Here is a 25,573-nt window from a genome sequence, read left to right as displayed (position 1 = left end):
TAGCAAACTCCTTAAATAGCAACCGGCGCTTTGATATGCGGATGAGCCTGGTAATCTTGCAGGCTAAAATCGTCAAAGCAAAATGCAGATAAATCCTTTACCTGCGGGTTGATGTGCATAGTTGGCCGGGCAAATGGCACCCGGGATAATTGAGTATCGGCCTGCTCTAAATGGTTTACATACAGGTGCGCATCGCCCAGGGTGTGGATAAATTCACCGGGTTCAAGGTCACATACCTGCGCAACCATCATGGTCAGCAATGCATAACTGGCGATATTAAACGGCACGCCCAAAAAGACATCGCCGCTACGCTGGTATAACTGGCAAGATAGTTTGCCTTCCAGCACATAGAATTGGAACATCGTATGACACGGCGGTAGCGCCTGCAAGCCTTTCGCTGCGTTGGCTTTTGGCGAAATACTACTATCCGGCAATACTGCGGGGTTCCAGGCACTGACTATCAGGCGCCGCGAGTCTGGGTTGGTTTTGATTTGTTCCACAACCTGGCTAATTTGGTCAATGGTGGCCCCGTCGGGGGCAGGCCAGCTTCGCCATTGGGCACCATAGACCGGGCCCAGCTCACCTTCATCGGTAGCCCACTCATCCCAGATAGACACACCATGCTGTTTAAGATAGGCGGTATTCGTCTCGCCTTTTAAAAACCACAACAGCTCATGAATAATGGATTTAAGATGGCATTTTTTGGTGGTAACAAGGGGAAACCCCTGTTGTAGATCAAACCGCATTTGATAGCCAAAAACACTTAACGTACCGGTACCAGTCCGATCTTCTTTTTTGATGCCGTGCTCGCGCACATGCTGCATGAGTTGCAAATATTCTTTCATAGTTGATTGCTTTTTGTTTTTGTTTTCATGTTCTTCATCGGCGCCGCTGCGGTACGATAAGCCCGGACAATTAGCCAAATGCCTAACGCTATCATTGGCAAACAAAGCAGCTGCCCCTGGCTTAACCCACTATTGTATAACCCAATATGAGCATCCGGCTGACGGAAATATTCAACAAAGAAGCGGAACGCACCATAGCCCAGCAAAAATAGGCCGCTTACTGCGCCAACCGGGCGACGCTTAGCAGAATACAACCAGAGTATGATAAACAACAGTACACCTTCAAGCGCAAATTCGTACAGTTGTGAAGGGTGACGGGGTAAATTGCCGGCATTAGGAAAGATAATTGCCCAAGGTACATCGGTAGTGCGGCCCCATAGTTCAGCATTCAAAAAGTTGCCGATACGGCCTGCCCCCAGACCGATGGGAACCAAGGGCGCAACAAAATCGCCCACCTGTAAAAAGGTGGCGTTCATTTTCTTCGCACGCCAGTACATGGCTGCCAATACCCCTAGCAGGCCACCATGAAAAGACATGCCGCCGGTCCATATTTTTACCAGATAGGTAGGGTCATCCAAAAACAGACCAAATTGATAGAATAATACATACCCTACACGTCCCCCGATAATGACCCCAACAAAGCTCCAGAATAACAAGTCGCCCAGCTGGTCTTTATTCCATTGGGTTTGTTCCAGACGTTTGTGTGCTAATAAATAGGCTGCCACAAACCCTACCAGGTACATCAGCCCATACCAACGCACATGCAATGGCCCCAAACTAACGATAATCGGATCTATGTTCGGAAATACTAAAAAACTACTTTCCACCATGGGTTACTCTATTCCTGCAATCATTCGAATACTCACCAGTACCAATAGTACGGCCAGTAACTTTTTTAAAATACCTGTATCTATTTTCTGCCCAAGTCTGGCACCAAAACCAGCGGTGAAAACAGAGGTGGTTACAATACCTAGCGTCGCGGGCAAATACACATACCCTATGGCGGCGGGTGGTAAGCTGGTTTCCTGTAATCCGGCTAACACAAAACTTGCCGTACCGAACAACGCTATCACCAGGCCACTAACGGCAGCACAGCCTATAGCCTGACGAATATTGACCTGAAACCAGACCAGCGCAGGTACCAGCAAAGCACCACCGCCAATCCCCATGAGGGCGCTTACCACGCCGGTTCCTGTGCCGATACCCAGCAAAATAGGTTTGCTGGCCGGCCGCGACGAGGTGCCACTACGCCCAAACACCATTTGCAAAGCAATTAGCATCACCAGCACCGCAAAAACATTTTTTAGGGTATGGCCCGAGATACCGCTAGCCACCTGGGCACCTACCACCGCACCTACGGCAATTCCCACGCCGCACCACAACACCAGGTAACGGTTGATATTTCCTAACCGGTAGTGCGCCAATGCAGACGAGCTACCCGTAAAAATAATGGTCGATAGCGACGTGGCAACCGCCATTGGCATGACCAGTTCAGTGTCCAAATGGAGACCATGAACCAGCAAATAGGATAAAGCCGGAACAATAATAAGGCCACCACCTATTCCCAATAAACCGGCCAGCAAACCAACCACGATACCGAGCCCCAGACAACTGACAAAGATCAGAGTTACCGGTTCCATACTGTGCTCCAGGAAGGTTAAATAGAGCGCTCGCCTTGTACCTCATGTACTTACGCGCAGTGCGCAGCTAGACTACCACACAATCTTGTACAAGCGAGTGCAAGGCTGTGAAATAGCCGTTAGGTAAGACCGGTGAGCAGGGTGTGGTTTATGAACCGGCGCGGACCAGCCCGCCAAGCCCTTTTTGTTCCAGATACTGATTGATATGGGTAAACACTTCCTGATGTGTATGCGAAGTCAACACGCAGGCCAACAGATCTCGGCTTTCGGCCAAATTGACATTGCGAATAACCCAGTTGATTTTGCGTAGGTTGTGGGCGTTCATGCTCAGGCGGCGGTAACCCATGGCCATCAACAAAATAGCGCCGCCCGGCTCGCCGGCAATTTCGCCACACACCGAGACCGGAATTTGATTGGCGTCAGCTTGTTTGACAATATCGTACAGCGCACTTAGCACCGCTGGGTGGTAACTGTTGTACAGCCCAGCCACGCGGGTATTGTTACGGTCTACCGCCAGCAGGTATTGGGTAAGATCATTACTGCCTACCGAGAAAAAGTCTACATGCCGGGCCAGTTGGGGTAACTGATACAAGACTGACGGTACTTCAAGCATAATTCCCAACCGCGGACGTTGTAGGCGTACCGCACCGGCACTGATTTCCTCAGTAACTTCATAAAAAGCCTGGTCAATTAATCGTTTGGCCTCCTGGACCTCATTGACGGAGGAAATCATCGGCAACAGAATCTGTAGATTATTCAACCCAAGGCTGGCCTTGAGCATAGCCCGAATCTGCACCAAAAAAATCTCAGGATGATCCAGGGTTAGCCGAACGCCCCGCCACCCCAGAAAAGGGTTCTCTTCGTTGATAGGAAAATAGGGCAAGGGTTTGTCGCCGCCCACATCAAGGGTTCGCATGGTTACCAACTGCTCGGGCACACATGACAACACTTCTCGATAAAGTTTCGCCTGCTCTTTCTCGGAAGGAAAGCTTTCGCGCAACATAAAGGGAATTTCAGTTCGGTAAAGGCCAATACCATTACCATGATGGCGGGCAGCGGTTTCTACCTCGACCGAGAGCCCGGCATTGATCATCAGCATAATCCGACAGCCATCTTCACTTTCACAGGCTTTATCCGCTTCGGCATCGATTTTTTCCGACAACAATGACTCTTCAGCCACCAATTGTATAAATTCTTTACGAATATGCCGCTCTGGGGTAACGATCACCTCGCCGGAATACCCATCCAACAAAATTTCTTTGCCTTCAAGCAAACTGGGCGACACATTCTGGCACCCCATCACCGCAGGTACCCCCATGGCTCGGGCCAGGATGGCAGCGTGCGAGTTATTTGACCCGCGGATAGATATAATCCCTTTGAGGAATTGCTGAGGGAATTCGGCCAGCATGGTCGCCGATACTTCTTCGGCCACCAGAATACTGTCTTGTTCCGCTTGAGGAGCGCGCTTATGTTCGCCCTGTGCTTCGAGCAAAATATTGGTCAATATGCGGTTAGACAGGTCGATAATATCGATAGCTCGTTCCTGCATATAGGGGTCTTCCATATTCTGGAAGCGGGCAGCGTAGTCTTCAACAACCATTTTAAGCGAGGAACCGGCGTTCCAGTTCTGCTGAATTTTTGCCTCAACCTCTCGGCCCAAACTATTGGCGTCGAGCAAATGATGATAAAGCTGAAAAATAGCCTTAACATCTTCGGGTATCCCTTCATCCAAGCGTTTGGATAGCTCGTCTACCTGGCGACGGGTGATCTCTACGGCTTTGCGGTAAATTTGCACTTCCCGGCTTTGATCATCAGTGCGTCTAACCACCAGACGCCGTAAATCCACGGTAGAATCGGTGGAGTAGCCGCGGCCAATAGCCAACCCCGGGGAGCCGGCGATGCCCCGCACATTTTTCTGAACTGGCCCGGTATCCACCGAATTCGTATTGTTTAGCGCGCCGCGAATATCTGCATTGGTAATCTCTAATGCCAGTTGCGCCGCCAGCGTAACCAGAAACGCTTCCTCTTCTTCATTAAAGAAGCGTTTTTGGGCCTGCTGCATAGTAATAACACCCAACACTTTACGTTGGTGAATAATCGGCGTGCCTAGAAAGGCTTTATAGGTTTCTTCTTTTACTTCTGGGTAATGTTTAAAGCGGGGGTGTTGGTGCGCATCTTCGATATTAAGCGGTTCTTCACGCTGGCCCACCAGGCCAATAAGCCCTTCGGTGAAACCTATACGCACCCGTTCAACAGCATCAGGATGCAGGCCATCGGTGGCTTTTAAGACAAAATCCTGATTTTTGTAATCTGCCAGGTAAATCGAGCAAGAATCAACAGACATAACCTGTTTGACCCGGCTGGCCAGACGCAGCAGGGCTTGATCAAGTGCAGGGATCTGACTGATCTCCTGCACTATCCGCTTTAACACTGTCAGCATGCTGCCCTGGTTAGCCACTAAGACGGTCTCCTGCCATCAACCCCGACGACGTTTGCGCTGACGTTTAGACACATGGCCAGAAGGTATGCGCCCTGTTGCTGGCATAGCCACAGGCACAAACTCTTTCATTACCTTGCGATAGACGTCACGTTTAAACGACACCACATTTCGCACCGGATACCAGTAACTGACCCAGCGCCAGTCGTCAAATTCCGGATGGCCGGTTTTCAGCACATCCACATCGGTTTCCTGGCAGTCCAGCTGCAACAAAAACCACTTTTGTTTTTGGCCTATACAAACGGGATTGCTGCCCTGACGTATTAGTCTCTTGGGTAATTTATATCTTAACCAATTACGGGTAACGCCCAGTATTGTCACGTCTTTAGGGTGTAACCCTACTTCTTCGTGCAACTCCCTGTACATAGCTTGTTCTGCAGTTTCCCCTTCATCGATTCCGCCTTGTGGAAACTGCCATGAATGTTGACCATAACGCCTTGCCCAAAATACTTGACCCATTTTGTTGCAAATCACTATGCCCACATTCGCACGGAATCCATCGGCATCTATCACTTAGACTCCCGGGCACGATAACCTTTGTTATGCTAGCATTTGACCATAAACTGTTGCCCTTTCAAAGTATTAATGGTATTTCCAATTTTGCAAGGTCGATCAAGGGCTCATCACAGGTCAGCTGAACTGCGCGCTATCCCTTATATGGCCTTACTTTCGTCCATATTCAAAGTACTATGCGCCGGGTAAAAATATCTTTCTTCGTCACTACAAAAATATAGGTTTTTATTGTGCATCCGCCTACATCCCCACCCTCCTGTGCGGCGCAACTGCTTGACCGCTGCCAACAAATCGCCGGCCTGAGCCTTGGTGAGCTGGCGGCCATGGCGGGTATTGCGGTTCCTGCGACCCTGCAACGTCATAAAGGTTGGCAAGGCCAATTATTGGAATTGTGGCTGGGCGCCAGCGCCGGCTCAAAGCCCCAACAGGATTTTCCTGATTTGGGTATTGAGCTAAAAACATTACCCATTGATGCGAACTGGCAACCGCTGGAAACTACCTATGTATGTTACGCACCTTTGATGGCACCACCAGGAATTACCTGGCAGCGTAGCAACGTACGCAATAAACTGGGTCAGGTACTGTGGCTGCCATTAGAGGGCGACCGCCGCATTCCCGTCGCCGAACGCAGAGTCGCCAATGCTATTATGTGGTCGCCCACCAAAGCACAGGATGCACAACTGTGCGCCGACTGGGAAGAATTAACCGAAATGATTGTGCTCGGACAGGTAGAGCAAATTACTGCTCGCCAGGGACAGGCACTTCACGTGCGCCCTAAAGCTGCTAATGGCAGTGTGTTAACCGATGCCCTGGGGCCAGAAGGGGAACGCATTCGCACCCGCCCCAGAGGTTTTTATTTACGCAAAACATTTACCCGGCAAATTCTGCTTAACGCTTTTGCGCAGTAACGATATGCAACCGCTGGACGGCCGTGCTATAGCCGATGGCCAGATTATATATGCTGCGTATGCCGGTTAGGCTGTTCCCGGTAGGCCTGACTTTCCTGCATCACCTGCTCAGCTTTATCTACCGTTTCACGTAACATCGCCTGTTCAGTATGGGGTGCATCCAGTTGCTCGTAATCCAGTAACGACGGTGCGGTACGCTGTGGAATTAACAGCAGATACAGAACGGTCAGCATAACTATCGCTAACACCAAATCCAATCCACTTTGCCACATCAATACAGATAAAAAGCCGAACGTAACTGCGGTCACCAGAAGTGTCAGGATAACGGAGATGCCGGCAATAGCAGACATCGCAATAACAATATAACGCAGCCGGTACTGTTGTGGGTTAGCGACCTGCTCAGGCAGGTGTTTATGATATTTTTGCACGGTTTCGGTAATCAGCAGGCTAAGCACCAGTACGCCGAAACATACCAACATGGCAATGGAATAGACTGGCCAAAAGTCCAGAGGATGACCGATGGGGCCGCCAGCGGTTAATACTTGTTTTTCTGCTAAGCCGCCCAGTGCCAGCGGTAGTTGCATTAAGAAACACAGGCTCACCGGAAGCCACAACGCCCATTTACTGGGTTTGACTTGCGCCACCAATGATGGCTTCAGTGCGCGGTAAAATAGGGTCATCAGTAGGACGGGCACCCAATCTGTCCAGCCGTAAAGCATGATCCACTCACCGCCCGCCAGGAGCGCCGCTTCATCCAGCAAACATAATGGCCATACTACCCAGCATACAATAAGCCACTTACTGCCTTTAATGGAGCCCTGTAAACGCAGTAGTAACCCTGCGGCACCAAGCCAGGCTAGGCCCAGTCCCATTAAACAATACAGTACCCAGGTTGTATATTCGGGCATTCCCACGTCCTTTTTATCTGTAAACTGATACCAGCGTTACCAGTATGTGTCGCCTTGCATACCCACCTGGCGGGTGCGCTCCATTACTGTCAATAAGCTTGCTGTCTTCTGGGCAATCCATTCATGCAGCTCCTGCGTATCTTCCGAGTCCGTTTCCTGGATAATCTTTTCCAGCAACATCAGGGCTTTAAGTTCTTCTATACCAGTCAAAATGTCAAGCCACGGGGCCCTGAATGCGGCCTTTTCACCACTGAACAAATCCGCCAGCAGGAAGCCGTTCCACAAGGTCTGGCGTAAGACAATTTCTATCGCAATATAATTTGCAGTGGCCATGGTGCGGCTCGACGGTAAACTTTGTTGCACTGTTTGCCAGCCTTGCGACAACCAGCCACGAGCATGGTCAATGGCAGGCATCCTATAGCTATTTGCTTCTTCCCGCCAGGGTAGTTCATTTAATAGCCGCGTCACACTTAACTTAATCTCGGTCGATTCAGTGGCAAAGAACAAACCTTGTGGATCATGTGCATGAATAAGGCCGGCTTTGCGCCCTTGCAGATAGCTCTGCAACGACGGATAACGGTTCAAGCATTTGTGAAACAAACTTTTACGCGACACCAGGTAACGTAAGGCTTGTAAGTCGTCCTGCCATAACCACTGGGGGGCGTATTTCATCAGCGCACTATGTAATTCAAGTAGCTGGCTACACTGCAGTACCGGCAAGTAAAGCGATACACATTGCAACAATAAGCGAATACTTCTGGCGACTTCAGCGAGCATCTTCACCGAGCCGGTTTGCATATACAGGTACTCATGATGTTGCCAATGTTGCAGCGCCTGCTGGGCAGCAGCTGTAAACGCCTGTTCGGTAGACACCTGCGCCGGTAAAGGGAGAAAATCAGGCAATGGTTTGACCGTAGCCGTTATGCCATTTAATAACTGATACCCCTGGGCCGCCTTAGACACATCACAGACCGTTACCGGCAAAATACTGTTAATGACCCCGGCAATATCAAACAATACGCTAACGTCGCCGCGTTTAATCTCAAGTTCTATCTCATTGATCGGCGACTGGGCTTTCCCGGTGGTCGCCTCTCCTTCATCCAGCACCACTTCGATAACCGTGTCATCCATCGCGACATCATAAGCAATACGAGTGAAGTTGGTAGAAAACTGGCGCTGCAATCGCGCATTGAGTCGCGCGGGGTCCAGGCTATTAGGCCATACCTGCTTGTCAAACATTCGAAGATCAGGGGTGGCCTGTTCCAAAGCGATATTATGCTCGGCCCGTTCGTGTAAACCACCGCTAACTTTCCCCTGGGTTTTCAGGGTTTGTTCAAACACACCGTCATTACCGCGGACCCGAAAGCCAATTTTATGTTTCTGAAAATCGTGCTCCGGCGTATCATAGTAATCGTTTTGTAGTTGCATCCGTTTTGCCGGTGATACTGTCATCCCTAACTGAGTCAGGGCAGGTATTACTTTTGCGGAAAATTCGTTTACTGTGTGGCGCGGTGTGACAAACTTTAATTCAATTTCTGCCATGGAAGAGTTGAGCAGGTGTAGTAATCAATGATGTTCGACACCTTACCCCTGCCGGGTGGAATTGGCAATGGGCGGGTGTGGTTACTTGCTAAAATGTGTACAAACTTAAGACAGCTCAGGATGAAACGCCGGATACCTCAGACATGTATACGGCACGAAGCTTGCCTTTAGTATTCACAGTCTCTAACATCTTTTGCTGGTTTAACAAATTAACGGATACCTTATGTTACGAAAATGGCTTACGGTCATGATGATTGCGTTTTCTTTTCAGGCGTTTGGCCTGCAGGATACTCCGGATCTGGAGCCTTCCTCATCCCATTATATTCGGGACGATTTGTTCGTGTTCATACATACAGGTCCGGGCCGTAATTATCGTATATTGGGCAGTATTGAAGCCGGCACGCCCATTACTATACTCAAAAATGACCGCGATGCTGAGTTCATGCAGATTCGCGATCATGTTGAAGATCGTACTGGCTGGGTGGAGTCAAAATATGTCAGTGATCAGATGTCACGGGCCGAGCAGCTACCGATCATCAGCCAGAAGCTGGCAGATAGCCAAGCAAGTCAACAGGGGCTGCAATCTGAAAATGGCCGCCTGAAACGTCAGCTAAGCGAAGCCAGACAGGAACTATCAACTTTATCCAGTCAAACTGATGAACAAAGCCGTGAGATTAAGAAATTATCTACCCAGCTTGATAATCAGGAAAAAGACGAGATGATTAAATGGTTTACCCGTGGCGGTATGGTTGCCGGCGCCGGCATTCTATTGGGGGTGATTTTGACTTATCTGCCGAAGAAACGTGGCCGTAATAGTGAGTGGGTTTAACCAGCCCTGCTTCGCACTTTACCGTCCATAGGTTACCTATTGACGGTAAAGCTGTAGCGAAATAGCAACAAGCCAGTATTTGTTTACCATAAAAAAGCCCCTGTCACAGCCATGTGAACAGGGGCTTTTTATAGGCTACGCTTTACTCTTCGTCTTCAACCAACGTCATTAACGAGGTGTTACCCCCTGACGCTGTAGTATCAATACTCACCGTCTTCTCGGTCATGACACGCTGAATAAGGTTATCATTATATTCTGCGGTAATTACCGGGAGAATAGCACCGCCATCGCGCGAGGCTAGCATCGCCGAAATCTGCGCAGTACGCTCGGTATGTGAGTCAACCACTACGCCGGCCAGGTCTTCATCTTTAAGCAACGCATCAAGATGCTTCAACCGCGCTACCTGGAACACCCCTTTAGGCGCACCTGTAGCATTGAATTTTTCCTGAAACTCCAGCGCCTCTTCATAAAACAAGTCAGACACCACTGAAACGACTACGTTGCCGGTAGCCAAGGCGGTTACCACAGACAGTGTCCAGTATTCAAAGCTGACCCCTTTATCGGCGAAACAGACCAGAATACCACGCGGTTCACGGTACAGTTTATTCGACTCACCCGTTGGCCCAGGCAAGGTAATCGGGTTTTTCAGGCGGCGTTCAATCTCAGTTAATTGCTGACGAGACGTCGCCAATGTACGGTTAAGATCGTCTGCCAATTCCTCAACAATATCTACCTTGGCAATTTTCGCCAGTAACTGACGGACCATGGATAATCTGTCGTTTAATGCAGTGTGCCGCCAGGTAGATTCCACCGCCAGGCCGTTGTCCATAAGACGCGCGGCGGCTTCCTCTTCGCTTTTGTCTCCCGACAACGCTTCATCCAGATGCTCAAGATCTTTTACCTGTGATGGTTTAGGCGTGGCCCGTTCCATCATCAACCGTGGCAGATAATTGGGGCCACCTGCTTTCGGGCCGGTTCCTGAAAGCCCACGTCCGCCAAAGGGTTGTACGCCTACAATGGCACCAATCATATTACGGTTGATATAAACGTTACCGGCACGGCTCAACGCTGCCAGTTCATAGGCACGGTCTTCAATACGAGAATGAATACCCATAGTAAGGCCGTAGCCTGTACTGTTGATTTGCTCAACTACCTTTTCAATATCTTTGCCTTTAAAGCGAACGATATGGATAACCGGCCCAAATACTTCTTTTTCCAACACGTTGATGTTGTCAATTTCATATAAAGTGGGCGGGAAGAAGGTCGCGTTATCGGTACCTTCTGGTAAAGGACAGGCATGCAGTAATTTGCCCTTGCCTTCCATATATTCACGGTGTTCAGTCAGGCTTTTCAGCGCTTTGCCATCAATCACCGGCCCAATATCAGTTTTTAGATACATGGGGTTGCCGATTTGCAGCTCTTTCATCGCCCCTATCAACATTTCTGTCAGATTGTCGGCAATATCTTCCTGAACAAACAACACGCGTAATGCTGAGCAGCGTTGTCCGGCGCTTTGGAAACCAGAAAATACGACATCGTCAATAACTTGCTCTGGTAGCGCAGTAGAATCTACTATCATGCAGTTTTGCCCACCGGTTTCGGCTATCAATGGGACCTGCTCACCACCGCGGGCCGCTAGGGTCTGCGATATAAGTGTACCGGTTTGAGTAGAGCCGGTGAACATCACCGCTTTAATGCGCTCATCAGGCAACAGGGTTTCACCCACTTCTTTACCCGGACAAATAAGTAGTTGCAACGCATCTTCAGGCAAACCTACAGAGTGCATTATTTCAATACAACGTCTGGCGATAATACTGGTTTGTTCTGCGGGTTTGGCAATAACCGTATTACCGGTAACCAATGCCGCTGCCACCTGCCCCGTAAAGATAGCAAGAGGGAAGTTCCACGGAGAAATACACAATACTGTGCCCCGCGGCACCAACCGTTGATCTTCTTCTAACTCTTTGGCTCGCGCAGCGTAGTAGCGCAAGAAATCAACCGCTTCACGTACTTCATCAATGCTATCCTGGGCAACTTTACCGGCTTCCCGGATACAGATGGCAATAAGCTCACCCATATGTCGCTCAAGGGCATTGGCAGAGCGCTCTAAAATATCGGCGCGATCTTCCACTGAGCGCTTCGACCAGGGTACGAAAGCATCTGCCGTTTTATCCAAAGCGGCGAGCATGTCTTCTTTAGTGGCGTAAACGTGATACCCCACAATATCGTTGTGATCGGCCGGGTTACGCACCGCTGTGCCATTTTCCGGTATGTCGGACTCAGCAATCTTATAGACCGTATTCCAACGCTCCAATTCGTGCTGCAGAGCATTGACTGCAATATGGTCGGTTAGGTCCAGCCCGCGCGAATTATCACGCTCGGGGGCATACAGGCCCCGTGGGGTTTTAATCAATTTGTTATAACGGTTTTTCAGCCGCTGGGTTTTCTCAACCGGGTCTTCAAGTAACGACTCAACCGGTTTTTCATCATCCACAATAGCATTAACAAATGAAGAGTTAGCGCCGTTTTCAAGCAGACGACGTACCAAATAGGCCAACAATTCTTCATGTTCGCCCACCGGTGCATACACCCGGCACTGAATTTTATCTTCGGTCACTACCTGGTCATACAAGGTATCGCCCATGCCATGCAAGCACTGGAATTCAAAACCGTCTTTGTCGTCACCCGCCAGTTCCAGAATAACCGAGGCTGAGTAAGCATTATGAGTAGCAAATTGCGGATAAATAGTGTCACGATAGTCTAGCAGGCGGTTGGCACACGCATGGTAGGACACATCGGTAGATGACTTACGGGTAAACACCGGGAACGTTTCCAGGCCAGCCTGTTGGGTAAGTTTAATTTCGGTATCCCAATAAGCGCCTTTAACTAACCGAACCATCATATTGCGGCCAGTGTCTTCGGTTAATTTACGAATCCAGTCAATCACGTGCAGGCCGCGTTTTTGGTAAGCCTGTACCGCGATACCAAAGCCCGTCCAGCCCTCTAAATCGGCATCGCGGAATACCGCTTCAATAATGTCGAGAGATAAGTCCAGTCGATCGGCTTCTTCTGCATCTACGGTCAGACCGATATCGTATTCTTTGGCCATTAGGCAAAGCGCTTTCAGCTTCGGCGGAATTTCAGCCATAACCCGGTCGTACTGCAGGAATTCAAAGCGCGGATGCAAGGCCGACAGCTTAACCGATATACCCGGCGAACGCTTAGGTCCGCGGCCATCAGCGGCTTTTCCAATAACTTTAATGGCTTTGGCATACGACTCGAAGAAGCGATTCGCATCGGTCATCGTCCGCGCCGCTTCGCCTAACATATCGTAAGAGTAAACGTACCCTTTCTTTTCTTTCTCGCGCGCCCGGTTAACCGCATCTTCAATGGTTTCGCCCATTACAAACTGACGACCCATGACCCGCATGGCAATATTCATTGAGCGGCGGATGACCGGCTCGCCCAGGCGGCCTAGTGTACGTTTTAACAGTCCGAACTGTTCGCTTTTACGCTTGTCGGCATAGTTAACCATGCTGCCTGTTAGCAACAGACCCCAGGCAGAAGCGTTGACAAACAGCGATTCGGAATTGCCCAAATGCGGTGTCCACTGCCCTTGCGATAGTTTGTCGCGAATCAGTACATCCTGGGTTTCTTCGTCTGGCACCCGCAATAAAGCTTCTGCCAAGCACATCAGTACTACCCCTTCGGAGGTCGACAACGAATATTCATTTAGCAGTGCATCGACACCACCATGGCCTTCTTGTTCGCGGCGAATTTTCAGTACCATTTTACGGGCACGTTCCCAGGCCCGGCTGCGGGCGCGAGGATTAACTTCCGCAATGGGCAGGATCTGGTCAATGGCGACAGACTCATCGATGCGGTAGTGATCGCGAATTCGCTGTCGAATCGAGGTTAAAGTATTGAGGTCTTGGTTAGTAAGCATTACTCGCCTTTTAAAAATAGCTGTTCAAAAATGGTGTAGGGTAAATTCACGCACACAGTCGCGCTGTTGTCCCCGCATTGCAAGTGCAATTGCACGTCAAGCCACAGTGTCTGGAAATCAGGTTTCCACTGCCTATGGGCTTTTAACTCTGCAGCGTTGTTAAGAGATCAGCCTACCGCCTAATAAACCGCGGATACTAGCACATCATTAAGGGCTTTCCAGCGTACTTATCACGCGGCTTCAAAGACCTACAACATAATGTAAATAAAAGGTAATTATTTGTTAAGGCAAACACCTGTTCGCCAGCTACACTAATAGAAAAAGACCTGAAGAGGATGTTTAATGGGCTGGTTAAGAAATTTTAATGTTATTCAACGTCTCGGTATGATGATTGGATTGGTGAGTGTGTTGTTTATCATAATGACTGTGGTCATATTACAACAACATTATCAGGCGCAAAAAGATAGCGCCTATGAAGAGACCCGGCATTTAGTAGAAGCGGCGACGACTACACTATCAGCATTTTACAACGCTGCCCAGCAAAACGAGATGAGCGAAATCGAAGCAAAAGCACTGGCCTTAGCCGCCATTGAAAGTATGCGCTATGACACCGACAATTACTTTTGGGTACAGGACGACCAACCCAAAATGATTATGCATCCCTTTAAACCTGATCTGAATGGGCAGGATTTAAGCGGGTTTGCCGATGCCAATGGTACGCATTTGTTTGCCGAAATGGCAGCCATCACCCAACGCAGCGGCGAAGGCTTTGTACCCTACGTCTGGCCCCTGCCCGGCATGGACGAACCGGTTGCTAAAATATCTTTTGTAAAACGGTTTGCGCCCTGGCAATGGACGGTCGGCTCAGGTATTTACCTGACCCGGCTGGACGAGGACTTTGCCCATATCAGAAATATCTTCATTGGCCTGGGGCTGGTGAGTATTGCGTTGATATGTGGGGTGTGTTTGCTGATTGGCCGCAGTATTATTGTGCCACTGGTAGAGGCCACAGATCGCATGCAGGATATAGCCAAAGGGGAAGGTGATCTTACCCGAACGTTGCCCGTGCAGGGCAAAGACGAGGTCACCAAGCTGGCTATTTATTTCAATGAGTTTACCCAGAAAATGCGCGACTCATTATTGGATGTGAAAAACCGTGTGACCCAGATATCTGATAGTGCGCAGCGTCTGGCGATAACCAGCAAAGACAGCTCCGATCAGGCCACCGGCCAATCGGACAGCACCATGCAAGTGGCCACGGCCATGGAACAAATGACCACTCAGATTCGCGATGTGACAGATGCGGCAAACAGTGCGGATCAAGCGGCTATCAGTGTTCGCCAAAACGTGAGTGAGGGTAATCATGCGGTTAATCAAACAGTAATGGAAATACGCGCCCTTAGTAGTAATATCCAGCAAGTCAGCGATGTAGTGGCGCAGCTGGCCGAGCAAAGTGAGAAAATCGGCACGGTACTGGACGTCATACGTGGTATTTCTGAACAGACCAACCTATTGGCGTTAAATGCGGCTATTGAAGCGGCCAGAGCCGGTGAGCAAGGTCGAGGCTTTGCTGTGGTAGCCGATGAAGTACGTACCTTGGCCAGTCGTACGGCGCAAAGTACTGATGAAATTCAAGGGATGATTCAGCAACTTCAGCAGGGCGCAAAAACTGCTGTTGATGCGGTAGATGTTAGCCACAAAGCGGTTCACAATACCGAAGAAAACGCTGCCCGGACCAATGAAACCCTGGCTAGCCTGGATCAGCTTATCAGTGATATTTCTGCAATGAGCAGTCAGATAGCCACCGCAACCGGACAACAAGCCGAAGCAGCGCAGGAAATAAACCTGCGGGTGAATGATTTATCCGGCGCAGCAAATCAGGGTCAGGCAGTTGCCGTGCAGCTTGCCGATGCCAGTGAGAATCTGCAGGACAGCGCGCAAGCGATGCAGCTTATTGTACAGCGCTTTAAGCTGGAATAACCACACACGTTACCCGACTAACTGTAATCCCCCTGGCCCCTGGCCAGGGCGTGGAATGCAAAGCCGTTGGCGTGTAATGTAGGCCCACTGTCCGTGGCAATAAGCCGGGTTAGAGGCCACTGCTACAGGTGCACCTTATGTGCACCTTGCGCTTGCTTATAGTAAGGCTTACCAAAGTGCGGTTAGCAAATAACACGCGAAAGTCCCTATTGGCAGTAAACCCTACCAAAGCCTTCGGCATGTTGGAGAATATTGGCGGTTTTGCGTATGCTTTCGCCATAGGCCAGTACCGTTACAGCAAACCAAGCTGGGCGCGACGGTTAAAGAAAAAAAGAAAATCTGCTTAAAAACCTTAAAGGTAAATTAGGAAAGTGGTGCTTTTTACCTATGAAACAACGACGCCAGACGGCATAATATGGCGCGTTCATAAGAGCAGGTGACAGCTGTGTTGAAAGACAAATGTATTCCAATTTTGTTGCTGGTTCTGCTGGGTTTACTTCAATATCGCTTGTGGTTTGGTAAAAACAGCATTCCAGATTACATCGCACTGAAAGAAGAAGTGCATCGCCAGTCATTGCAAAATGCCAATCTGGCTCAGCGTAATGCCCTGCTTGAGGCCGATATAAGCGATCTTAAAATTGGCCTTGAAGCTATCGAGGAACGTGCCCGTAATGAACTGGGCTTGATTAAACGAGGCGAAACTTTTTATCGAATTTTGCCCGCTGACCAGCAGTAATATGAAACCACAACCTACTATTATCGCCGTGGTGCCCGCGGCAGGCATTGGCAGCCGCATGCAGGCAGACCGCCCCAAACAATACTTGCTGATTAATGGCAAAACCATTCTGGAACATACCTTACAAGCCCTGCATAGCCATCCGGCGATAGCACATGTAGTGGTGGCAATCAGTCCGGAAGACCCATTTTTTGCTGAGCTACCGGTGGCCTCTGCTTCCTGGCTCACCCGCATAGCGGGCGGTCAGGAGCGCGCCGATTCGGTACTTCGCGCAGTGGCCACGTTGCCCGCTGATTGCTGGGCCCTGGTGCATGATGCTGCCCGCCCCTGTTTAAGTCATGCAGACATCGATAAACTGGTGGGCGTTTGCACCCAGCAAGAGGTAGCCGGAGGCATATTAGCCACACCGGTTCGTGATACAATGAAACGAGCCCGGCCCGGGGCTAGCCAATCACCTGAAATAGCGCATACTGAGTGCCGCGAGAACCTTTGGCATGCGCTAACCCCGCAGTTATTTCGGGCAGACCAGTTAACGCAGGCGCTGGCCCAGGGGCTGGCCCAGGGACTGCCAATAACTGATGAAGCGTCGGCTATGGAAGCCGCGGGCTACTGTGTAGCATTGGTAGATGGGAACCCGGCCAATATTAAAATTACCCGCCCCGCTGATATGCCTTTGGCACAGTTTTACTTATCGGCGCTGCAAGAACACAATTGAAAGGTAACCTATGCGAATTGGACACGGTTTTGATGTGCATAAATTTGGTGGCGAAGGCCCCATCACCGTCGGTGGTGTTAACATAGATTATGCACAGGGCTTACTGGCTCATTCTGATGGCGATGTATTATTACACGCGTTATGCGATGCCTTGTTAGGCGCCGCCGCCTTAGGCGATATCGGCAAGCATTTTCCCGACACTGACGACACCTATGCTGGTGCGGATAGCCGTCAATTGCTCCGGCATGTGGTGGCTATTGTCAAACAACAGGGCTGGCAATTGGTTAATGCAGATACCACTATTGTGGCCCAGGCACCTAAAATGGCGCCGCATATCACCGCTATGCGTGAGATTATCGCCACCGACTGTAATGTGGCGTTGCAGGCCATCAATGTCAAAGCTACAACCACCGAAAAACTTGGCTATACCGGTCGTAAAGAAGGTATTGCCGCCCACGCTGTAGTATTGCTGGAAGCCGTTCACCCATGACAATGACCACAGCGAACTGGCATTATCTTAACGGTAAGCCGCAAACTCATGGCATTTTCAAACAACATGCTGAAGACTTTGTGGTCATTGAAGATTTGGGCTACCCGCTCACCGGCGAAGGTGAACATCAGTTCATTCTGGTTGAAAAAATAAACAACAATACGGCATTTGTTGCCGAGGCACTGGCCAAGTTTACCGGCTTGGCGCTGCGTAATGTGACGTATGCCGGCCGCAAAGACAAGTTTGCTTTGACGCGCCAGTGGTTTGGTTTACATGCGCCCGGCCAGGCTGATTTTGATTTTAGCGGTTTAAATTTGCCCGGGGTAAACATACTTAGCCAAACCCGACATAATAAAAAGCTTAAAACCGGCCAGCTTAAAGGTAACCGGTTTACTATTGTGTTACGTGAGGTGAGCGCTCCAGAGCAGGCCATCAAACGGTTTGAACAGGCGGCGCAACAAGGCGTGCCTAACTATTACGGCGAACAGCGGTTTGGCGTCGTACGGCAAAACTCTGAGGGTGAACGCATGGAAGGCGGTAACCTGCAATTGGCTCAGCGGATGGTAGAGGGGGAAACCATTCGTAACCGTAACAAACGGTCAATGGCGGTATCGGCACTGCGTAGTTACATATTCAATTGCAACCTTTCAGCGCGTATAGAAGCTGCCAGGTTTGATGCTGTGTTAGAAGGCGACGCGCTGATGCTATCAGGCTCCAATAGTTTCTTTATTAATGATGGCAGCGACCCCAGCGTACAGCAACGTTATATCGAGAAAGACCTCGCGCCCTCAGCCCCCTTGTGGGGGAAAGGACCTTTGCCTAGCACCGGCGAGGTCGCTGCCATGGAGCGCCAGGTAGCCGAGCAGTATACCGCAGCAGCAACATTTTTAGCCGATGCCGGCTTGCGCCAAGAACGCCGAGCCATAAAAATATGGCCGCAAAATCTTGAATGGGATCAGCAAGGTGATACATTAACGCTTTGCTTTTCGCTGCCCAGTGGCTGTTTTGCCACCTCCGTATTACGCGAATGTATTAATGCGCGCGAGCCGCAAAACAATACATAACAAATGCCCCAGCAGGCAATGATGGACCAGTGGAGTCAAGCATGAGAATTCTTTTAAGTAATGATGATAGTGTCTTTGCCAAAGGCATTCAGGTTTTACATCAGGCCTTAGCCCAGGAACATGAAGTAACGGTTATCGCCCCGGACCGAAATTGTAGCGGGGCCAGTAATGCTCTGTCATTGCATCAGCCTTTGCGTATACAACAATTGGACAATGGCTTTTATTCAGTAAATGGTACACCATCTGATTGCGTCCACCTTGGGGTGAACCGTTTTATGCAGCAAGAGCCTGATTTAGTGGTATCGGGTATTAATCATGGCGCCAATCTGGGCGATGATGTGATTTACTCGGGCACCGTGGCCGCAGCAACGGAAGGACGCTATATGGGCTTACCTGCCATCGCCGTGTCATTAGCCAGCCACGATGGTGAACATTTTGAAACAGCAGCCAAAGTGGTACTGGATATCATTGCAAAATTGCAATTGCATCCTTTGCCTGCCAATCAGATACTGAACGTTAATGTACCTGATGTTCCTTATGAAGCATTAGCTGGGATTAAAGTGACCCGTCAGGGTCGGCGACACCGGGCTGAAGGCATGCAACAGAGCCAGGACCCGTTTGGCCGCACTATCTTTTGGTACGGCCCGGCCGGCGCGGAACAAGATGCGTCAGAAGGAACAGATTTTCATGCTATTAGCCAGGGATATTGCTCGGTTACCCCGCTGGATGTGGATATGACCGCGCACCGTAGTCTTGATGAGATGCAGGACTGGCTAAATCGATAATAATAACAGTGCTTTTCTTTTAGGAAATTTAGACACACATGAGATCATCGAGAAAAGGGGAAACTCTCGCTGAACTGCTCTACCAGGAAGGGGTGAGGAATCAGCAGGTATTGAACGCGGTGGCAGCCACCCCGCGCGAGTTATTTTTGCCCGATGCCTTACGCCATAAAGCGTATCAGAATACGGCCTTACCGATTGGGCAGGGCCAAACTATCTCGCAACCCTATATTGTTGCCAAAATGACTGAATTGTTGCTAAACGCGACAAATCAACCAAGGAAGGTACTAGAAATAGGGACCGGCTCTGGTTACCAAACTGCCATCCTGGCACAGTTATTTAATGACGTTTACAGCGTCGAACGTATTAAAAGCCTGCAATTTCAGGCAAAACGCCGAATGAATCAGCTGGATCTTCACAATATTGCCATGAAACATGGCGACGGTTGGAAAGGCTGGGCATCTAAGGGCCCATTCGATGCCATCATTGTTACCGCAGCGGCTAGCCGTATTCCTGATGATTTGCTTGCGCAAATTATTGAAGGCGGCAGGCTGGTTATTCCTGTCGGTAATGAGCAACAACAGCTTCTTTGTATAGACCGTATTGACGGACAATTGCACACCGAGACAGTAGAAGCGGTGAGATTTGTTCCGTTGATCGCAGGAGATCTTCAGTGAAAATTTTTCAGCCATGTTACGACATGGCAATCCGGTGGTCACGCCACCGCCACGCCAGCCGCTATTTAGGTGGGCTTAGTTTTGCCGAATCAATGTTCTTTCCGATTCCGCCAGATGTGATGCTAGCCCCCATGTCGCTTTCCCAGCCTCATCGAGCCTGGTACTTTGCTTTACTTACCACCCTTACGTCTGTACTTGGCGGGGTCGCGGGCTATCTATTGGGCTATTTTGCGTTTGAAGCCTGGTTGCAACCGCTGATTATCTCTGCCGGCTACGAACACAAGCTAGAGATAGCCATGGGCTGGTTTGAAGATTATGGCGTATGGATAGTATTTTTGGCGGGCTTTTCACCGATCCCCTATAAAGTGTTTACCATTAGTGCAGGTGTTCTGCAGATGGCATTTATCCCCTTTATTATTGCTTCTGCTATAGGTCGCGGCGCGCGTTTTTTCTTGGTCGCCGGGCTCATGCGCTGGGGCGGTGCCCCCATGGAAGCCAAACTTCGCCAATATGTTGAAGTGCTGGGCTGGGCGGTGATCGCACTGGCGATACTGGCTTATTTTATCATAAAAGGATAGCGAGCATGACGAGCAGAATAAAGTGGTATCTGCTCACTGCTATGACCGCGCAGCTCGCCCTGGGCTGCGCTTCTGAGCACAAACCTGCCCCCTTGGTAGTGCTTGACAGCCAGCCTGAAGTTAAAGACTTTCACTACCGAGCCGATACCTACACTGTACGTAAAGGTGACACATTATTCGCCATAGCCTGGTACGCCAATAAGGATTATCGGGATATCGCCAGGTATAACAACCTTACGGTGCCGTACAGTATTTATCCGGGTCAAGCGCTACGATTACAGCCTGCGAAAGCGGCTCGCAACGCAGTAAAAGAAGATTCGGATCAATCTGTGGAAGCTGGTCAAACCACACAAATATTAGCCAAAAGGCGTGTTGACCAGCCTAAAGAGCAGGCGTATCGTAAGAGTGAAAATAATGTTAACAACCAACCGGTTAATAGCGTCAAGAAGCCGCCGCAGAGCGTCAAAAATGTGACGAAAAAACGGTTCCCAGCTCAGGTTACTACCTGGGTATGGCCCGCGAAAGGAAAATTAACCGGGACGTTTAATCGCAGTGAAACAGGCCAGAAAGGCATTGAGATAAGTGCTGCTATTGGCACTCCAATTCTTGCATCAGCGGCGGGAAAAGTAGTGTACGCAGGCAACGGTTTACGGGGCTACGGTAACTTAATAATCATTAAGCATACTGACAGTTTTTTAAGCGCGTATGCTCATAATGATTCGATAGCGGTTAGCGAGCAGCAATGGGTTGATGCAGGTCAGCAAATTGCTCGCATGGGGAAAAGTGGCACGGATTTCGTAAAGCTTCATTTTGAAGTGCGGTACCGGGGAAAATCGTTAGATCCTCTTCGTTACCTACCGAAACGCCAATAATAACAATAAATAATAATTATATTCCAAGGAGAACGTCTTAAGGTAACCATGTAAAGCAGGAGATACCGCTATGGGACAAACTAAAACCGCAGTTATTGAGTTAAAGTCTCGCGATGAAATGGACAATATCGATACTATCGATATGAAAACTGAAGAAACCTTAAACGAGGAATCGAACGACGATAATGATGTTTTCGCCGTTCATGAAGAAACCCACAAAAACCTTGATGCGACCCAGCTGTATTTAGGCGAAATTGGTTTCTCCCCTCTGCTAACCGCAGAAGAAGAAGTGTATTTTGCACGCCGTGCACTAAAAGGGTGTGAAGCATCCCGTAAGCGTATGATCGTAAGCAATCTTCGTCTGGTTGTGAAGATAGCCCGCCGTTATAATAATCGTGGCCTGGCCTTGCTAGACTTGATTGAAGAAGGCAACTTAGGCTTGATTCGCGCGGTAGAAAAGTTCGACCCTGAACGTGGTTTCAGATTCTCGACCTATGCCACCTGGTGGATTCGCCAGACCATAGAACGGGCGATCATGAACCAGACCCGCACCATTCGCTTACCTATCCATGTTGTTAAAGAATTAAATGTGTATTTACGTGCAGCCCGTGAGTTGTCGCAGAAACTTGATCACGAGCCTACCGCAGAAGAAATTGCATTTGCGTTAGATAAGCCTGTAGAAGATGTCACTAAGATGCTTCGTTTGAACGAGCGTATTACTTCAGTGGATACCCCCATTGGTGGGGAGAACGACAAAGCCTTATTGGATATTTTGACAGACCATAATGACTATGGTCCTGAAGAAAATCTTCAAGATGATGATATTAAATCAAACATCGTTAAATGGCTTGAAGAACTTAACCCGAAACAACGTGAAGTTCTGGCGCGCCGCTTTGGTTTATTAGGCTACGAGCCTAGTACGCTGGAAGATGTAGGTGCTGAGATTGGTTTAACCCGCGAGCGGGTTCGCCAAATTCAGGTAGAAGCATTGCGCAGACTACGTGATATGTTAAGCCATCAGGGCTTATCATTAGAAAATATGTTCGATCATATGGGTGAGTAAACGTTATTGATACGCCGTCTTTAATGAGCACATCATCTCTTTTAGGTATATTATCTGACGTATAAAAAAACCCGCAGCTTGCGGGTTTTTTGTTATTGTGAACTAGCCGGTATGACGCTTAAGCGTTACAAAGTCGTAAGCGTAGGGGTTCTTCTCGTCAGCTGTATGGCATTGCCGGGAAATTTCAAGCCAGTGCCCAGCTTCGCGATAATCAGGAAATTGTGTATCGCCAGCGACGTCAGTATGGATAAAAGTCAGATATAAAATATCGGCCTGGCTCAGCAAAGCGCTATACACTTTACCGCCACCTATAACCATCACTTCATCGTTTTCACCCACTAAGGCAGTGGCAGCGGTTAACGCAGCATCAATACTCTCTACGGTTGTAGCATCTGCCAGACGATAATCACGCTGACTACTTATAACAATGTTCGGCCGGCCAGGTAGCGCTTTGCCTATAGACTCATAGGTTTTACGCCCCATAATAACCGGCTTACCCAAGGTTAACTGCTTAAAATGACGTAAGTCTGCAGGCAAATGCCACGGCATAGTATTGTTAGCGCCAATCACCCTATGGTCCGCCATCGCAGCAATCATCGCTATTTTCATTACGCCTGCAACCCTTTACTTACGGTATTCCACATCAACATCGTAGTCATCTTCGTCCCAATCATCGTCGTCTAAGTCGTCACTTAGCTCGCTTTCCTGAGCCAATGTACTCTTGTGGTATGAGTCCCACTTAAACGCCACTTCTTCTTCTTCGATGTCCTGCTCTTCTGGGGCTGGAAGGGTTTCGATAAAGTCCATAACGTCACGGCATAAGCTGTCAGTATGCATTTTCTGAAAGGCAGAAATTTTGTATACCGGGCCTTCCCAGTTCAGCTCACTGATCACCCGTTCGGCAACTTCTTCGACTTCATCTTCAAGTAGCAAGTCCGCTTTATTAAATACCAGCCAACGTGGTTTGTCCGCCAGTTTTGGGCTGTATTTCTCCAGCTCCTGAATAATTGCTTTTGCATTGTGTGCAGGATCGCTAAGATCAGTAGGCAATAAATCCACCATATGCAACAATACCCGGCAACGTTCCAGATGTTTTAAGAATCGAATACCTAAGCCAGCGCCATCGGCTGCGCCTTCAATTAGCCCGGGAATATCAGCAATAACAAAACTACGTTGTGCATCCTGTCTGACTACGCCCAAATTAGGCACCAGGGTAGTAAACGGATAATCAGCCACTTTAGGTTTTGCCGCAGAAACTGAACGAATAAAGGTTGATTTACCCGCGTTCGGCATTCCAAGCAAACCCACATCGGCAAGTAGCATCAGTTCCAGTTTAAGATTCCGAATTTCGCCGGGTGTACCATTGGTTTTTTGCCGTGGCGCGCGGTTCGTGCTGCTTTTAAAACGCGCATTTCCCAAACCGTGGAACCCACCTTGGGCTACTTTTAACTTTTGACCATGACGGGTTAAGTCGCCCAGCACTTCGCCTGTTTCGATATCCGTGGCGCGGGTACCTACAGGCACCTTCATGGAAAGATCTTCCCCGCCACGGCCAGTACAATCGCTTCCCTGGCCATTCTGGCCACGTTCGGCACGGTGAAAACGTTCAAAACGATAATCAATCAGCGTGTTCAGGTTTTCGTCAGCTTCAAGATAGACACTACCGCCATCGCCCCCATCACCGCCATCCGGGCCGCCTTTAGGAACATACTTTTCCCGTCGAAAGCCAATTGTGCCGTTGCCACCATCGCCGGCTTCAACACGAACTTCAGCTTCATCAACAAATTTCATTTATAACTCCGGATTTAACCAGTTTGCACTGAATAGGCAGGATGACAACGTCTGCCTGCTGTAATACCTGCAGTTTACACTATTAAAAGACCCGCATCACGATTCGGCGGCAGAAAAGCCATATCCTTTCTCACTAATTGCTAAAGGATCTTAGACGGTAGCGCACTGACCAGCTAACCAGTCAATGTCGTTAATCTGGGGGCGCCAGAAACAAAAAACCCCGCTGACGCGGGGTTTTTTAAGCCTTAAAGGCATGTGCGTTCGTGCTTACTCAGCAACGATGCTCACAAACTTACGGTTGTTAGGGCCTTTTACTTCGAATTGGACCTTACCGTCTTTTAATGCGAACAACGTGTGGTCTTTACCGATACCCATATTGTTGCCAGCGTGGAAACGTGTTCCACGTTGTCTTACGATGATGTTACCAGCAAGAACAGATTCACCGCCAAAGCGTTTAACACCAAGGCGTTTACTTTCTGAATCACGACCGTTTTTGGTACTACCACCAGCTTTTTTGTGTGCCATGTGTTCGTGCTCCTATTATGCGTTAATACCAGTGATTTTCACTTCCGTGAACCACTGACGGTGACCCGCTTGCTTGCGGGAATGCTTACGACGACGGAACTTGACGATTTTAATCTTTTCGCCACGACCATGCGTCACAACTTCAGCAGTAATTTTACCACCAGATACTAAAGGGGTGCCAATCTTAACGTCGTCACCATTGCTAACCATTAATACGTTATCGAATTCAACAGTCTCGCCTGGCGCGACTTCGATCTTCTCTAGACGAACGGTCTGGCCTTCAGCCACACGGTGCTGTTTACCGCCACTTTGGAAAACCGCGTACATATTCTACTCCGCTCTGCGTCTCTAGACGCTTCAATTCAAAAAACAGGGCGCGAATTGTACGTGAAACATCCGCAATTCACAACCCCGTAACGCATAAAATTTGATTATTTTTCACACGGGGGCGCAATCGCTGTACAGACTCGCGAAATTAGGTGCATAAATTTACCACAGTGTACAGCGAATTGTCAGCGAAATCTTATGCCTAGCGTATACTTTTTTATTTATTTGCCCTTTGCCACACGCCCGGATCGCGCTGTGACCGCGGTAATTTCGCCCTGCGATCTAGTGAAAAACCGCTCAAAATTGCCTTTTCACAAGCAATCTACGGTAATACCTACAAAAACG

At 49.2% G+C, this 25,573-nt stretch carries 24 protein-coding genes; 12 read left to right on the top strand and 12 right to left on the bottom strand.

What is annotated here, in order from left to right:
• Window positions 1-11: 11 nt before the first annotated feature.
• From D0Y50_RS02445 to rppH, 5 genes are all read right to left on the bottom strand, one after another.
• Window positions 12-845 (bottom strand): thymidylate synthase, encoded by an 834-nt coding sequence (locus D0Y50_RS02445; protein ID WP_108565560.1) that lies wholly within the window; start codon window positions 843-845, stop codon window positions 12-14.
• Entirely contained in the window at window positions 842-1,675 is an 834-nt protein-coding gene (gene lgt, locus D0Y50_RS02440) for a prolipoprotein diacylglyceryl transferase (RefSeq protein ID WP_108565561.1), read from the bottom strand. The genes D0Y50_RS02445 and lgt overlap by 4 nt, the downstream gene beginning before the upstream one ends.
• A gap of 3 nt (window positions 1,676-1,678) precedes the next feature.
• Window positions 1,679-2,485: a sulfite exporter TauE/SafE family protein gene (locus tag D0Y50_RS02435; protein ID WP_117315295.1), complete on the bottom strand. Its 807-nt coding sequence runs from the start codon at window positions 2,483-2,485 to the stop codon at window positions 1,679-1,681.
• A gap of 148 nt (window positions 2,486-2,633) precedes the next feature.
• Window positions 2,634-4,925 carry a phosphoenolpyruvate--protein phosphotransferase gene (ptsP, locus tag D0Y50_RS02430; RefSeq protein ID WP_108565827.1) on the bottom strand — a complete coding sequence of 764 codons (2,292 nt, stop codon included), beginning with the start codon at window positions 4,923-4,925 and terminating at the stop codon, window positions 2,634-2,636.
• Between the two features lie 36 nt (window positions 4,926-4,961).
• Window positions 4,962-5,495 (bottom strand): RNA pyrophosphohydrolase, encoded by a 534-nt coding sequence (gene rppH, locus D0Y50_RS02425; RefSeq protein WP_108565563.1) that lies wholly within the window; start codon window positions 5,493-5,495, stop codon window positions 4,962-4,964.
• Window positions 5,496-5,725: 230 nt separating this feature from the next.
• Here rppH and mutH point away from each other — a divergent pair, with 230 nt between their 5' ends.
• Window positions 5,726-6,403 carry a DNA mismatch repair endonuclease MutH gene (gene mutH, locus D0Y50_RS02420; RefSeq protein ID WP_108565564.1) on the top strand — a complete coding sequence of 226 codons (678 nt, stop codon included), beginning with the start codon at window positions 5,726-5,728 and terminating at the stop codon, window positions 6,401-6,403.
• 44 nt (window positions 6,404-6,447) lie between these two features.
• On the opposite strand, the gene D0Y50_RS02415 is transcribed toward mutH, so the two are convergent.
• Window positions 6,448-7,311, bottom strand: a complete 864-nt coding sequence (locus D0Y50_RS02415) for a hypothetical protein (RefSeq protein WP_108565565.1) — start codon at window positions 7,309-7,311, stop codon at window positions 6,448-6,450.
• Between the two features lie 36 nt (window positions 7,312-7,347).
• A complete protein-coding gene (locus D0Y50_RS02410) occupies window positions 7,348-8,853 on the bottom strand; it encodes a CYTH domain-containing protein (protein ID WP_117315293.1) in 1,506 nt (501 codons plus the stop codon).
• A 223-nt stretch (window positions 8,854-9,076) separates the two neighbouring features.
• Here D0Y50_RS02410 and D0Y50_RS02405 point away from each other — a divergent pair, with 223 nt between their 5' ends.
• A complete protein-coding gene (locus tag D0Y50_RS02405; RefSeq protein ID WP_108565567.1) occupies window positions 9,077-9,682 on the top strand; it encodes a TIGR04211 family SH3 domain-containing protein in 606 nt (201 codons plus the stop codon).
• 142 nt (window positions 9,683-9,824) lie between these two features.
• On the opposite strand, the gene putA is transcribed toward D0Y50_RS02405, so the two are convergent.
• Window positions 9,825-13,628, bottom strand: coding sequence for a bifunctional proline dehydrogenase/L-glutamate gamma-semialdehyde dehydrogenase PutA (gene putA, locus D0Y50_RS02400; RefSeq protein WP_117315291.1), 3,804 nt, complete (start codon window positions 13,626-13,628; stop codon window positions 9,825-9,827).
• A 342-nt stretch (window positions 13,629-13,970) separates the two neighbouring features.
• On the opposite strand from putA, the gene D0Y50_RS02395 reads away from it, so the two are divergent.
• The 10 genes from D0Y50_RS02395 (at window position 13,971) to rpoS (ending at window position 22,585) form a co-directional block, all read left to right on the top strand.
• Complete coding sequence (locus D0Y50_RS02395; protein WP_108565569.1) at window positions 13,971-15,608, top strand: methyl-accepting chemotaxis protein; 1,638 nt, start codon at window positions 13,971-13,973, stop codon at window positions 15,606-15,608.
• Between the two features lie 445 nt (window positions 15,609-16,053).
• Window positions 16,054-16,344: a cell division protein FtsB gene (ftsB, locus tag D0Y50_RS02385; protein WP_108565571.1), complete on the top strand. Its 291-nt coding sequence runs from the start codon at window positions 16,054-16,056 to the stop codon at window positions 16,342-16,344.
• A gap of 1 nt (window position 16,345) precedes the next feature.
• Entirely contained in the window at window positions 16,346-17,059 is a 714-nt protein-coding gene (gene ispD / locus D0Y50_RS02380) for a 2-C-methyl-D-erythritol 4-phosphate cytidylyltransferase (RefSeq protein WP_117315287.1), read from the top strand.
• Between the two features lie 10 nt (window positions 17,060-17,069).
• A complete protein-coding gene (gene ispF, locus D0Y50_RS02375) occupies window positions 17,070-17,549 on the top strand; it encodes a 2-C-methyl-D-erythritol 2,4-cyclodiphosphate synthase (RefSeq protein WP_108565573.1) in 480 nt (159 codons plus the stop codon).
• 2 nt (window positions 17,550-17,551) lie between these two features.
• Window positions 17,552-18,613, top strand: a complete 1,062-nt coding sequence (gene truD, locus D0Y50_RS02370) for a tRNA pseudouridine(13) synthase TruD (protein WP_170145558.1) — start codon at window positions 17,552-17,554, stop codon at window positions 18,611-18,613.
• 41 nt (window positions 18,614-18,654) lie between these two features.
• Complete coding sequence (surE, locus tag D0Y50_RS02365) at window positions 18,655-19,398, top strand: 5'/3'-nucleotidase SurE (RefSeq protein ID WP_108565575.1); 744 nt, start codon at window positions 18,655-18,657, stop codon at window positions 19,396-19,398.
• 38 nt (window positions 19,399-19,436) lie between these two features.
• The gene (locus D0Y50_RS02360) at window positions 19,437-20,072 is read left to right on the top strand and encodes a protein-L-isoaspartate(D-aspartate) O-methyltransferase (RefSeq protein ID WP_108565576.1); all 636 of its coding nucleotides are present in this window, start codon (window positions 19,437-19,439) and stop codon (window positions 20,070-20,072) included.
• The gene (locus D0Y50_RS02355; protein WP_108565577.1) at window positions 20,069-20,650 is read left to right on the top strand and encodes a YqaA family protein; all 582 of its coding nucleotides are present in this window, start codon (window positions 20,069-20,071) and stop codon (window positions 20,648-20,650) included. Before D0Y50_RS02360 ends, D0Y50_RS02355 begins: the two co-directional genes overlap by 4 nt.
• 5 nt (window positions 20,651-20,655) lie before the next feature.
• Entirely contained in the window at window positions 20,656-21,522 is an 867-nt protein-coding gene (locus tag D0Y50_RS02350) for a peptidoglycan DD-metalloendopeptidase family protein (RefSeq protein ID WP_232366439.1), read from the top strand.
• Window positions 21,523-21,592: 70 nt separating this feature from the next.
• Window positions 21,593-22,585, top strand: a complete 993-nt coding sequence (gene rpoS / locus D0Y50_RS02345; protein ID WP_108565578.1) for an RNA polymerase sigma factor RpoS — start codon at window positions 21,593-21,595, stop codon at window positions 22,583-22,585.
• A 102-nt stretch (window positions 22,586-22,687) separates the two neighbouring features.
• On the opposite strand, the gene folA is transcribed toward rpoS, so the two are convergent.
• The 4 genes from folA to rplU all read right to left on the bottom strand — a co-directional run bounded on the left by folA (window position 22,688) and on the right by rplU (window position 25,228).
• Entirely contained in the window at window positions 22,688-23,194 is a 507-nt protein-coding gene (folA, locus tag D0Y50_RS02340) for a type 3 dihydrofolate reductase (RefSeq protein ID WP_232366438.1), read from the bottom strand.
• 15 nt (window positions 23,195-23,209) lie between these two features.
• The gene (gene cgtA / locus D0Y50_RS02335; RefSeq protein ID WP_117315285.1) at window positions 23,210-24,376 is read right to left on the bottom strand and encodes an Obg family GTPase CgtA; all 1,167 of its coding nucleotides are present in this window, start codon (window positions 24,374-24,376) and stop codon (window positions 23,210-23,212) included.
• 267 nt (window positions 24,377-24,643) lie between these two features.
• A complete protein-coding gene (rpmA, locus tag D0Y50_RS02330) occupies window positions 24,644-24,901 on the bottom strand; it encodes a 50S ribosomal protein L27 (protein ID WP_108565580.1) in 258 nt (85 codons plus the stop codon).
• Window positions 24,902-24,916: 15 nt separating this feature from the next.
• Complete coding sequence (gene rplU, locus D0Y50_RS02325) at window positions 24,917-25,228, bottom strand: 50S ribosomal protein L21 (RefSeq protein ID WP_108565581.1); 312 nt, start codon at window positions 25,226-25,228, stop codon at window positions 24,917-24,919.
• Between the last annotated feature and the right edge of the window lie 345 nt (window positions 25,229-25,573).

The sequence above is a fragment of the Salinimonas sediminis genome (assembly GCF_003429285.1).
In the GTDB taxonomy this organism is placed as follows: domain Bacteria; phylum Pseudomonadota; class Gammaproteobacteria; order Enterobacterales; family Alteromonadaceae; genus Alteromonas; species Alteromonas indica.
Note: the sequence above shows the minus strand (reverse complement) of the source record. Positions and strands in the feature narration are given on the sequence as shown.